At 42.1% G+C, this 12,410-nt stretch carries 12 protein-coding genes; 5 read left to right on the top strand and 7 right to left on the bottom strand.

The genetic code is table 11. The annotated features are described in order from the left end of the window. Positions 1-23: 23 nt before the first annotated feature. Positions 24-905: a hypothetical protein gene (locus HC175_RS08370; RefSeq protein WP_168138037.1), complete on the bottom strand. Its 882-nt coding sequence runs from the start codon at positions 903-905 to the stop codon at positions 24-26. Between the two features lie 73 nt (positions 906-978). Here HC175_RS08370 and HC175_RS08365 point away from each other — a divergent pair, with 73 nt between their 5' ends. Together HC175_RS08365 and HC175_RS08360 are read left to right on the top strand one after the other, a co-directional pair. After that, the gene (locus HC175_RS08365) at positions 979-1,659 is read left to right on the top strand and encodes a ComF family protein (RefSeq protein WP_168138036.1); all 681 of its coding nucleotides are present in this window, start codon (positions 979-981) and stop codon (positions 1,657-1,659) included. 51 nt (positions 1,660-1,710) lie between these two features. Further along, positions 1,711-3,354, top strand: coding sequence for an Ig-like domain-containing domain (locus HC175_RS08360; protein WP_168138035.1), 1,644 nt, complete (start codon positions 1,711-1,713; stop codon positions 3,352-3,354). On the opposite strand, the gene HC175_RS08355 is transcribed toward HC175_RS08360, so the two are convergent. Next, positions 3,344-4,123 carry an amidohydrolase gene (locus HC175_RS08355; RefSeq protein ID WP_168138034.1) on the bottom strand — a complete coding sequence of 260 codons (780 nt, stop codon included), beginning with the start codon at positions 4,121-4,123 and terminating at the stop codon, positions 3,344-3,346. The genes HC175_RS08360 and HC175_RS08355 overlap by 11 nt on opposite strands. A 104-nt stretch (positions 4,124-4,227) precedes the next feature. Here HC175_RS08355 and HC175_RS08350 point away from each other — a divergent pair, with 104 nt between their 5' ends. Continuing rightward, a complete protein-coding gene (locus HC175_RS08350; RefSeq protein ID WP_168138033.1) occupies positions 4,228-4,743 on the top strand; it encodes a DUF1440 domain-containing protein in 516 nt (171 codons plus the stop codon). On the opposite strand, the gene HC175_RS08345 is transcribed toward HC175_RS08350, so the two are convergent. From HC175_RS08345 to HC175_RS08325, 5 genes are all read right to left on the bottom strand, one after another. Next, positions 4,744-5,901: a methionine aminotransferase gene (locus tag HC175_RS08345; protein ID WP_168138032.1), complete on the bottom strand. Its 1,158-nt coding sequence runs from the start codon at positions 5,899-5,901 to the stop codon at positions 4,744-4,746. A 76-nt stretch (positions 5,902-5,977) separates the two neighbouring features. Beyond that, positions 5,978-6,721, bottom strand: coding sequence for a succinate dehydrogenase/fumarate reductase iron-sulfur subunit (locus HC175_RS08340; RefSeq protein WP_168138031.1), 744 nt, complete (start codon positions 6,719-6,721; stop codon positions 5,978-5,980). A 25-nt stretch (positions 6,722-6,746) separates the two neighbouring features. Beyond that, complete coding sequence (locus HC175_RS08335; protein WP_168138030.1) at positions 6,747-7,124, bottom strand: four helix bundle protein; 378 nt, start codon at positions 7,122-7,124, stop codon at positions 6,747-6,749. A gap of 31 nt (positions 7,125-7,155) precedes the next feature. After that, on the bottom strand, positions 7,156-9,159 hold the full coding sequence (locus HC175_RS08330; RefSeq protein WP_168138029.1) for a fumarate reductase/succinate dehydrogenase flavoprotein subunit: 2,004 nt from the start codon (positions 9,157-9,159) through the stop codon (positions 7,156-7,158). Between the two features lie 3 nt (positions 9,160-9,162). Continuing rightward, positions 9,163-9,876: a succinate dehydrogenase cytochrome b subunit gene (locus tag HC175_RS08325; protein WP_168138028.1), complete on the bottom strand. Its 714-nt coding sequence runs from the start codon at positions 9,874-9,876 to the stop codon at positions 9,163-9,165. Positions 9,877-10,172: 296 nt separating this feature from the next. Between HC175_RS08325 and HC175_RS08320 the strand changes: the two genes are divergently transcribed. Next, the gene (locus HC175_RS08320; protein ID WP_168138027.1) at positions 10,173-11,465 is read left to right on the top strand and encodes an aminopeptidase P family protein; all 1,293 of its coding nucleotides are present in this window, start codon (positions 10,173-10,175) and stop codon (positions 11,463-11,465) included. 122 nt (positions 11,466-11,587) lie between these two features. Continuing rightward, positions 11,588-12,361 carry an alpha/beta fold hydrolase gene (locus HC175_RS08315; RefSeq protein WP_168138026.1) on the top strand — a complete coding sequence of 258 codons (774 nt, stop codon included), beginning with the start codon at positions 11,588-11,590 and terminating at the stop codon, positions 12,359-12,361. Positions 12,362-12,410 lie beyond the last annotated feature (49 nt).

Here is a 12,410-nt window from a genome sequence, read left to right as displayed (position 1 = left end):
CTGAATTAATTAAAAAATAAGTTTTATCTAAGGCTAAAGCTAGTGGCCCCAATCAAGTTAGCTCCCTGGTAGACCAGCACTTTGTAATTTCCTTCGATAAGCCTGTCAGAGACAGTATTTGCAAGAATACAAACATCGAGTTCTTCATTTTCATAGAAAACTTTTGTTGCAGCACTATAGACCATAACGCCGCCATCATGTTGCACAGCTATTTGATCTCCAACCAGTTCATTGTTTGGATTATAAACCTGCACGTAAAGATCCTTCTCTCCTGCAGCAGCAAGTGCATTTGGAGTTAAAGAAAAACAGGTCCTTATTTTATCCACTCTTCTGGTTCGGTCGTTTTTCACGAGCCTTCCACTGTTTCTTTCAATAACACCCTGACCTCTAAGATTACTTACCTTTAATTGAGAAGCCTGGTCGATCTTGACTCCCATTGCCTGGGTTTGCACCTTCAGGGAATCTGAAATTCTGGTTCTCTCAAGGAGCACATTGTTAGTGCTGTCGATCTCGGTGATGAGTCTCTGATTTTGATTGCTAAGGCTGTCTACAACTCTGAACAATTGTTCCTTTTCAGCCTTAAGATTGCTCACTTCCCTTCTGTATCGGGCAATGAGAGCTAAATTTGCTTCCATGTCCTGAACAGAATCGCGTAGTGCCACGATCCTTTCACGGGCAGCAACAAGCTCCCGGTCAAGTTCTTCGTTACTTCCTATCGCTTCGTCATATTTAATGATGAGGTCATTCAATTCGCCCTCTATTACTGCTTTTTCCTGCTGAAGTAATTGCTGATTCTCTTTTTCTTCGTTATAAAATTTAATTGTATAAATACCCAATGCAACCAAAGCTACTGCCAAAACTCCGGTTAGGATCTTTAAGGCATTGTTACTTTTGTGGTCTGTCATAATAAATGGTTTTTAACGGTTTGCTTTTGTAAATTTAGGAGTTTTAACCACCCCAAGGCTAATTTCTTAACAAATGTTTCACGATTTCTTAGACTTAGTGTTTCCCAGAATATGTCATGCCTGTGATACTGCCCTGCATTCTAAAGAAGAAATTCTCTGTACCTCCTGCTTACATGAGCTGCCTTTAGCTCAACATCATCTGGATAACTCTAATGAAATAGAAAAGATCTTCTATGGAAGAATCCCGGTTGAAAACGCAACTTCTCTCCTTTTATTTGAAAAGAAAGGGCTCGCTCAAAAATTGATACACAATCTTAAATACAGAGGTTATGAAGAAATTGGAACCTATTTTGGCCAGTGGCTGGGTAATGAAATAAAAGAAATTCCGAAGTGGCAACAAATTTCTGCTGTTGTTCCGGTCCCCATTCACAAGCAAAAATTCCGGAAAAGAGGTTATAATCAAGTGACACGGTTCGGGATGGAGATCGCTGCTGCATTAGAAGTACCTTATATTGATGATGTACTGCTTAAAATAACTGCAACTCAAACTCAAACGGTTAAAAAGAGGTTGGCACGCTGGGGAAGTTTCGATGAGACGATGGTGATCTCAAATTCCGAAAAATTAAAAGACAGGCATGTACTCCTGGTTGACGATCTGGTAACCACAGGCGCTACCCTGGAAGTCTGCGCTCAAAAATTATTGAAGATAGAAGGCGTGAAAATAAGCATCGCCACTATAGCTGTGACTCACTAGAGCTTCAGGATTACAGGAATTAATTGTTTCTTTGTAATAAAATTTTACCCTATGAAGCGTCACGCAGTAAGGTTAATGGTCGTCTTGTCTTTATTTTCCTCAAGCTTAAGTTGCGCAAAGCGAGGAACACCAGATGGCGGACCTTTAGATGAAGAAGCTCCAAGGTATGTAAGGGCAAGGCCAGAAAATTTCACAACGAATTTTGATGCGAGGGAAATAAGGATCTACTTCGATGAATATGTAAAACTGACAGATCCACAAAGGCAGATCATCATTTCGCCCCCCATGGATCCAAGACCCGAGATCACTCCGCTGGGTACTGCCAGTAGGTCAATTCGCATAAGGATCAACGATACATTACAACCCAGAACAACCTACACGATTAACTTTGGCCGTAGTATCACAGACAATAACGAAGGTAACCCATTAAGCTTCTTCACCTATGCCTTCTCTACCGGTCCTTATATAGATTCGCTTTCCCTGCGCGGCCAGGTAAGAGATGCCCTGCTCATGGCACCAGACCCATATATCTCGGTGATGCTTTACGAGGTAGATTCCACTTATACAGATTCTGTAGTATATACTCAGGTTCCGAGATATGTAACCAATACCCTTGACAGCGCAACAACCTTTCAGCTCAATAACCTTAAGGAAGGAACATACCAACTGGTTGGTATGCGAGATGTCAACAACAATTACACCTTCGATCCACAAACCGATAAGATCGCTTTTGCTGAAGAGTTGATCACTTTACCTACCGAAGAAGAATTTGATCTTACACTTTTTAAGGAGTTGCTGGAAGGAAGTTTTGAACGCCCGCAACAAAAGAATGACCAACATCTCATTTTTGGATATCGGGGTCTTGTGTTAGCCGATAGCGTTTCCATTAGCGCCCTCGATGTACCAGAAGGATTTGAATCCCGAATTACGAAAGATGTTGCAACAGATACGCTTCACTACTGGTACAAACCTAATTTGGAAAGAGATACGCTAAAATTTGTGGTAGCAACTCCTCGACGAACCGATACTTTGATCGCACGATTGAAAACCATGAAAAAAGACACTTTGCAGTTCACTTTTGAACCTACTTCGGGTCTTGGGTTGAATCAGCCTCTTAAGATAAAACCCAGCACTCCCTTGACCATAATTCAAGATTCCCTGGTAAAGATCGTAGATCAGGATACTCTTTCTGTGCCCTTCACGGCCTCTTATGATCAATGGAATAATGAGTATCTGGTTAATTTCAGCAAAACTGAAAAGCAGACCTACAGGGTCACAGCCCTACCTGGTGCTTTTACCGATTTCTTCGGAAGGGAAAACGACACCCTGAGATCACAGGTGAGAACTCCAGCCCTTGCAGATCTAGGAAATCTGGTGATCAATCTCCTTCGCGTAGAAGAATTTCCTGTAATCGTTCAGCTGACTTCTGAAAAAGGGGAAGTAGCAGCAGAAAGGTACAGCACCGGCAGGACGAGCTTAAATTTTGACAATATTAAACCCGGAAATTATTTTCTTCGGCTTATTTATGATCGTAATGAAAATGAGCAATGGGATACCGGAAGTTTTCTTGGCAGGCAACAACCCGAAGAAGTAGTATATTTTCCTGAGTTAATAAACGTAAGAGCAAACTGGGATGTGAGTCAGCCATTTGATGTAAGTCAGACCCGCCCTGTTTCTGTTCCGGCTAGTGAATAGTAAACCTATCGCGGTCCTGTAGAAATTTCAGCTGGGAACGAGTTTCCCTTAAATGCTGCTTATCAAGCTCTATTACTTCAGTGAATTCGTCTTCCTCATTATACTGGGAGACCTGTTTTCCGAGGCTGTCGTAAATGGCAGAATGACCCACATAATTCAAATTACTTCCATCCTGTCCCACACGATTTAGTCCTGCACAGTAGCTCATGTTCTCAATAGCCCGAGCTTTAAGAAGGGTGTCCCATGCAGCCACTCTCGCAGCCGGCCAGTTCGCTACGTAGATCAAGAGATCGTAATCTTCAGTATTCCTTGCCCAGACCGGAAATCGCAGATCATAACACACCAAAGGGCAGATCTTCCAATCTCTGAATTCCACAACCAGCCTCTCCTTGCCTGATGCATAGGTCTCATTTTCCTTCGCCAGGGTGAAGGTGTGCCTTTTGTCATACTTCTGAAAGCTGCCGTCTGGAAAAACAAAATATAAACGATTGAAGAATTTGCCATTTTCAGAGATGATAAGGCTTCCCGTAACAGCTGCATCTTTTTCTGAAGCCATTCTTTGCATCCATTGAAAGGTAGGACCATTTACTGGTTCAGCCAGGTTACGGGCATTCATGGAAAAGCCGGTGGAAAACATCTCGGGAAGAATGATAAGATCCACCTCTCGTGGCAGCTGCTTTATTTTTTTTTCAAATTGAGAAACATTCTTCTGAATATTTTCCCATTCCAGGTTGGCCTGGAGCAGTGCTGTTCTTAAAATTTGTGCCATAAAGTAAAGTTATTAAAAATCCCTGTCCTCCTGCTAAATGCATGTTAAATGGTTGCACTGGCCACAGAAGTTAGATAGCTTTAATCCACTAAAAAATCAAAGCTATGAGTTTACAATCGTTTTTTGAAAAAGATTCCTTTCCTTCAAATACTTCCAGAGGCATTCTTGCAGGATTTGTGGCCGGGTTGGTAGGAACTGCTGTTAAGGCGGGAGTGGAACGATTTCTTGAAGTACGAAAGATAGACCAGAGATCGGCACAGATCAAGGTCATGGATAAGTTTTCTACAAAACTGCTGGGTTCTCCCATAAAACTGGAAAATGAAGGTATTGTGGAACAACTGGTGAATCTTCCTCTTGGCGCTACTGTTGGTGCTATTTATGGCTACGGTAAGCGCGATAAGGACGAAATGAATATTGTAGATGGAGCCATTCTTGGTGCAACAACCTGGGCTTCTACTCACGAAACAAGCTTACCCCTGATGGGGCTCGAAAAAAGCCCGGAAAAAGTTCCCTTTAAGACACAGGCCAATGAACTTGTAGCTCATGTAGTTTTTGGAGTTACAACAGAGATCGTACGCGCCTATATTACAGACAGCCTTCGAAAACATGTAGAGGAATAACTATTTTATTCCACTTAGGATCTCGCCTGCTTTTTCCAAAGTCTCGTCGGTTTTGGCGAAGCAGAATCTCAATTGCCTGTAATCAAGTTGATCCTTGTTAAACACCGAAACCGGAATACTTGCAATTCCATATTCTGTAATGAGCCTTCGGGAAAAATCAACATCAGGTTCTGTGGAAATTTCAGAATAATCAACGAGTTGAAAATAGGTGCCTTTTGACGGCACAGCTCTGAATCCTGTATCTCGAATGAGATCCAGAAATTTGTTTCTCTTTTCCTGGTAAAATGTGCCCAGTTCCAGGTAGTGGGAAGGCATTTTCAGGTATTCTGCAAAAGCCCGCTGGGTAGGGTGATGTACACAAAAAACATTGACCTCCATCACCTTTTGCATTTCAACCATTAATTCTTCGGGAGCTACACAATATCCCATCTTCCAGCCTGTATTGTGAAAGGTCTTTCCAAAAGAAGCACATATAATTGCCCTTTTTGAGAGGTGAGGAAAAGAGGATGCACTCCAGTGTTTTTCCTCATCAAATATAATATGCTCATAAACCTCATCACTCAGCAGAATAACATTTGTATCCTTAAGCAGGTTTTCCAGCTGGGTCATTTCGTCCTTACTAAACACATTTCCGCTGGGATTATGCGGCGTATTAATGATAAGCATCCTGGTTTTTGAATTTATCTTTTCCTTCAGGGTTTTAAAGTCGAGCTTATAATTTTTTCCTTCCAGTTGGATGGGAACAGGAGTTCCTTCAGCAAAGGCTATGGCCGGTTCATAGGAGTCATAGGCGGGTTTCAGCACGATCACCTCATCTCCCGCTCGTACAAAAGCAGTTATAGCAAGATAAAGTGCCTGCGTTGCGCCATTAGTCACTGTAACTTCAGAATCTCTATCATACCTCTTCCCGTGCAGATTTTCAATCTTCTCCACGATCTGCTCCCTTAGCGGCTGTATTCCGGCAAGTGGTGCGTATTGATTATAACCATCATTCATTGCTTTTGAAACCAGGTCTTTCAGTTCCTTGTCTGTCTCAAAATTGGGATAACCCTGGGATAAATTCACCGCTCCATGCTTTAACGCCATCTGCGTCATGACCGTAAAGATGCTCGTGCTGTGACCGGGAAGTTTCGAGGTAATATTGGTTATAGCTGGCATTTTTCTTTTTTTAAAAAGATCCAAAAAAAATCCCGAACTACAAAGTCCGGGATTGGTATGTGGGTCTTCAAAAAGCTTATTTCACACTTGCCTTAAGATACTGTCTGTTCATTCTTGCAATGTTTTCTAAAGAGATCCCTTTTGGACACTCTACCTCACAGGCACCTGTGTTGGTACAATTTCCAAATCCTTCCTTATCCATTTGTTCCACCATAGCAACCACGCGACGATCTGCCTCTACCTCTCCCTGCGGAAGCAAAGCGAACTGACTTATCCTGGCCGAGGTGAATAATGCCGCACTTGCATTCTTACAAGCTGCGACACATGCTCCACATTGAATACATGTCGCTGCAAAAAAGGCGGCGTCGGCTTTATCCTTTGGAATCGGAATACTATTCGCATCCTGTGTATTTCCCGAAGTATTTACTGAAATGTATCCTCCCGCCTGCTGTATTCTTTCCAGAGCAGTTCTGTCAACAACAAGATCTTTGATCACAGGGAACGCTTTTGCTCTAAAAGGTTCAATGGTAATCGTATCTCCATCTTTAAACATTCTCATGTGCAATTGGCAGGTCGTTACTCCACGATCAGGCCCATGAGGCTCTCCATTGATCTGTAAGCTGCAGGTTCCGCAGATCCCTTCGCGACAGTCATGGTCAAAAACTACCGGCTCTTCCCCTTTGTCTATGAGTTCCTGATTGAGTACATCCAGCATTTCAAGGAAAGACATATCTGGATCAACACCTCCAAGTGGGTAGGTTTGAATTCCTCCTTTAGAAGTGGCATCTTTTTGACGCCATATTTTTAGTGTAAGATTCATTAGTTGAATTGTTAAATGTTAAAAGTTATTGGTTGGCTTCCGCACTCTTAAGGTACTTTATGTACCCATTAAGAATGGTAATGCACTCCACCACCTTTAACTTTTTTTCCAAATAATATTTATTGTCAATATAACCCTCATCCAAAGCAGTTATAAATTGATCCTGTAATTCATATAAAGATCCTCTGGCAACTCTGCAAAACTGAATGTTTTCTTTAAAGTGAAATCTTCCATACCCTTCTGCAATGTTATGAGTAACCGACCTCGAGGCTCTTCTCATTTGTGAAACTAATTCAAATTTTTCTGATTCCGGAAAATTCTTGATAAGATCTGAAATTTCAATCCTTAGTTCTCTTGCCGCTTTCCAACAATTGAGATCTTCAAACGACTTCAGCTTATCCATTTTCCATTAACCATTAACTTTTAACTAACTTCTATTTATAACTACGCGTTTTAACTTCTATATTCTCGTAAACAAGGTTTTCCTTATGGAGTACGGCGTTTGAAGGCTCTCCTGTGTATTCCCAGGCTGCAACATACATGAAGTTCTCATCGTCACGCAAGGCTTCTCCTTCTTCGGTCTGGAACTCCTCTCTAAAATGTCCTCCACAGGACTCTTCCCGGTGAAGTGCATCTTTTGCGAACAATTCTCCAAGTTCCAGAAAATCGGCCACTCTTCCTGCTTTCTCCAGCTCAGGATTCATACCTTCCATGATTCCCGGCACTCGTACCTCTCTCCAGAATTCTTCTCTAAGAGCTTTGATCTCGGAGATTGCTTCCTGTAGTCCGGTAGCATTTCTTGACATTCCAACCTTATCCCACATGATCTTTCCTAGGCGTTTATGGAAATAATCGACAGATTTGGTTCCTTTGGTATTCATGAAACTCTCCAACTGCTTACGAATGTTCTTTTCTGCTTCCTCAAACTCAGGAAGGTCGGTAGATATTTTCCCTGTTCTAATGTCATCAGCCAGGTAATCTCCCATAGTATAGGGCAACACGAAGTAACCGTCGGCAAGACCTTGCATTAATGCTGAAGCTCCCAATCTGTTAGCTCCATGATCTGAGAAATTAGCCTCTCCTGCTGCGTAAAGTCCGGGAACTGTAGTCTGCAGGTTGTAATCTACCCAAAGCCCACCCATAGTGTAATGTACCGCGGGATAAATTTTCATTGGCGTTTCATAAGGATTCTCATCCACGATCTTTTCATACATCTGGAAGAGGTTTCCATATTTTGCCTCTACAACTGCCTTCCCTAATTTTCTGATCTCTTCTTCTGAAGCATTTTCTATTTTCTGAGTTGCAACTGCTTCTCTTCCATAGCGCATAAATGCTGAACTAAAGTCCAGATATACCGCTTCTCCTGTTTTATTTACTCCAAACCCAGCATCACAACGCTCTTTTGCTGCACGAGAAGCAACATCTCGTGGCACGAGGTTTCCAAACGCAGGATAACGCCTTTCCAGGTAGTAATCACGATCTTCTTCGGCTAATTGCGTAGGTTTCAATCTTCCTTCTCTAATTGCCTTGGCATCTTCCAATTTCTTTGGAACCCAGATTCGACCATCATTCCGAAGGGATTCAGACATTAAAGTCAGTTTTGACTGATGTTCTCCCGAAACCGGAATACACGTAGGGTGGATCTGAGTAAAGCATGGATTTGCAAAGAAAGCTCCCTTTTTATGCACTTTCCAGGCTGCCGTTACATTACTCCCCATTGCATTTGTAGAAAGGAAAAATACATTCCCATATCCGCCTGACGCAATTACCACAGCATGTGCACTATGTCTTTCTATCTCACCTGTTACGAGATTCCTGGCAATAATACCTCTGGCTTTCCCGCCTACCAGCACCACATCAAGCATTTCATGACGCGTGTAAGACTGAATTTTTCCCCGGTTGATCTGCCTGTTCATTGCAGAGTAGCAACCCAGAAGTAGCTGTTGACCTGTCTGTCCTTTGGCATAGAATGTACGGGATACTAGAACTCCACCAAACGAACGGTTATCCAGAAGTCCGCCATACTCCCTTGCAAAGGGCACTCCTTGAGCGACGCACTGGTCTATAATATTTCCTGAAACTTCAGCAAGGCGGTATACGTTGGATTCACGGGCCCGATAATCCCCTCCCTTTACTGTATCGTAAAACAGGCGGTAATCTGAATCTCCGTCTCCCTGGTAATTCTTGGCGGCGTTAATTCCTCCCTGAGCTGCAATGGAGTGAGCACGACGTGGTGAATCCTGGTAACAGAAAGTCTTTACGTTATATCCAAGTTCTGCCAAAGTAGCGGCAGCACTTCCTCCTGCCAATCCGGTTCCAACAATGATAATATCAATATTACGCTTGTTTGCAGGATTGACAAGATTGATCTTATTCTTATGATTGACCCACTTTTCGGCCAAAGGCCCTTGTGGTACTTTTGAATCTAATACTCCCATAGCTTAAATTTTTTCCAGGACAAAATAGATGTAAAACGGAATGATCGCAAACAACAAGGGAACGATGATGGAAAAACCAACTCCCACCCTTCTAACGAAGGTGTTGTATTTTGGGTGATTAATTCCAAGGGACTGGAAACCACTTCCAAAACCATGGTACAAGTGCAACCCGATAGCGATCATCGAGATCAAATAAAGAAACGCCCATACCAGTCCCAGTTCAGGATCCTGAAAGGTCTTGATGGTTAGCGTGTAAAGATCCTTAACTCTTTCTCCATTCGCAGTTTCGTAAACCGTATTATCAAGGCCTCCAAACTTCATTTCTCCCCAAAAGTTGATAAGGTGAATGATGATAAAAACAAGAATAACGGTTCCAAGGATCCCCATATTTCGTGAAGGCCACTTGGTATTTCTAGAAGGCTTAAAGCTTACATAGCCTTTTGGTCTTGCTTTACGATTTTTGACCGTTAACAAAATCCCGTCAATTACGTGAAACAGGATACTCGCAAAAGTTACTATTGACAGCACGCGTACAATAGGGTTTGTGGTCATAAAAAGAGCATATTCATTGAATTGGTCTCTCGCACCCTCTCCTGACACCAAGAGCTGAAGATTTCCTGCGAGGTGACCTACCAGAAATAAACACAGGAACAACCCGGTGAAAGCCATCCAGTACTTTTTTGCAAGTGATGACTTTAATAGCGCAGATTTTGCCATAAAATTTATGATTGTTTTAATAAAGTGAAACAAAAATACGCCCTTTCATTTCATTAACAAACATTCCTTCTCATTTACTTATTATTTAGAACAGATATAAAGAAGCTACCCGCAATCCTGTTGACGACACGTCTTTATACCCCTGAGAGATAAATTCTGAGCGCAAATAAACCCGGCAGTCAGTGACAAAAAAAGAGGTGTCAAAAAAGCCATTTTTGACACCTATGCTTCTGGTAATTTTCAAGGCTTCCCGAGTTTAATTTTTTAAATTTGTGGCACACTCAAAAATAATATCCATGAAATATCACCAAATAGACAAAAACCTGTTTATTAAAAACAGGAAAAACTTTACTGAAAAAATGGAACCACGAAGCCTGGCGGTTTTTAATTCCAATGATATTTATCCTATTGGTGCCGACAGCACTATGCCCTTTCAGCAGGCTCGGGATCTGTTCTATTTGAGCGGTGTGGATCAGGATAAAAGCATTCTTGTTCTTTTCCCCGATGCGCCTTCAGAAAAGCACAGGGAGATGCTGTTTCTCACCGAAACCAATGATCATATTGCCGTTTGGGAAGGTGAGAAATTGACAAAAGAAAAAGCTTTTGAAGTATCGGGCATCAAAAATGTCTTTTGGCTCAAGGATTTTGAGAAAGTTTTTTTCGAAGTAATGACCCAATGCGAGACTGTTTATTTCAACACTAATGAGCATTACAGAGCTAATGTTGAAACAGAAACAAGGGAAGCAAGGTTCATCAAATGGTGCAAGAAGAATTTTCCGGCGCATAGAGTTGCAAAGAGCAATCCAATTTTACAGCGCCTGCGTTCTGTTAAAGATCCAATAGAGCTGGATCTCATGCAAACGGCCTGTGACATCACAGAAAAAGCCTTTCGCAGAGCTCTGAAATTTGTAAAACCAGGGGTTTGGGAGTACGAAATTGAAGCAGAGTACTGGCATGAAATGATAAGAAACCGTTCTAAAGGATTTGCATATACGCCCATCATCGCCAGCGGAAAGAATGCGAATGTGCTTCATTATATTGAGAACAATCAGCAATGTAAGGAAGGAGAGCTCATCCTTCTCGACACTGGTGCCGAATACGCCAACTACGCCAGTGATCTTTCTCGTACTATTCCAGTTTCCGGAAGATATACAAAACGACAAAAGGAAGTTTACAACGCAGTTAACCGCGTGAAAAATGACGCTACAAGTATGCTGGTGCCAGGAACAGATTGGGCAGAATATCATAAGGAAGTTGGGAAACTAATGACTTCTGAACTTCTTGGACTCGGCCTGCTAGACAAAGCCGATGTGCAGAACGAAGATCCTGACTGGCCTGCATATAAAAAATATTTTATGCATGGCACGTCTCACAATATTGGGCTTGACACCCATGACTACGGATTGCTTTATGAACCCATGCAGGCTAATATGGTCTTTACTGTAGAGCCGGGCATCTACCTGCCCGACGAAGGCTTCGGAATTAGACTGGAAGACGATGTGGTGATCCAGGAAAAAGGAGAGCCTTTCAACCTTATGCGAAACATTCCTATAGAAGCAGAAGAGATTGAGGAGATCATGAATAGCTAATATTAGCTGATTGAAAATAGTTAATGGTTAGTAGTTATATGGGTGGTCAATAATTCCAACAATATTCAAAAACAGGAAAATTTGGACCAACTATTAATCCTTAACTCTTAACCGAAGAACCAATGACATTAAACTTCCAGGGAGCAGAAATTCACTATTCGGTAGTGGGAGAAGGAGAGGCAACTGTGCTGCTTCATGGCTTCCTGGAGTCTTCCAAAATATGGGAGGAATTTCTTCCGCAGTTCTCTGAACATGGAAAAATCATCACACTGGACCTGCCGGGCCACGGCAGGTCGGGATGTGTTTCAGACATCCACAGTATGGAGCTCATGGCAGCAGCTGTTTTTGAAGTACTGTCCAGCTTAGGTGTCAAAAAGGCTAATTTTATAGGACATTCCATGGGAGGCTATGTGAGCCTTGCTTTTATAGAAGCACACCCCAAAATGGTCAGTGCCCTTATGCTGCTGAATTCTACTCCACAGCCCGATACTGAGGAAAAAAAGGAGATAAGAGATCGCTCGATCGCACTGGTCGAAAAAAACAAAGAGGCTTACGTGAGCATGGCTATAAGAAACCTTCTTTCTCCTTCCAATACTAAAAGATTTTCAGAAGAAATTGAAGCTCTCATTCAAGAAGCTTTTCAATTCCCTACGGAAGGAATTACCGCGGCATTGAAAGGTATGAAAATTCGTACAAATAGAGCGGAAGTGCTGCGGCAGTTTGAAGGAAAGAAACTCTTAGTAGCAGGCGAGGACGATCCTCTGGTTAATCTTCAAGACCTCAAAGAGATAGCAGCCCTCTGTAATTGCGGGTTTATCAGCTTTAAAGGCGGACATTTATCATACCTCGAAAACAAATCAGAATTTCAGAAATTGTGTATTTCATCGAAAAAATGATGTTTTTTGTCGATTTTTAGGAAAGATTTGATATTTTTCACTTCATAAC

The sequence above is a fragment of the Salinimicrobium oceani genome (assembly GCF_012037645.1).
The sequence above is the reverse complement of the archived record's forward strand: the minus strand, read 5'-3'. Positions and strand labels throughout refer to the sequence as shown.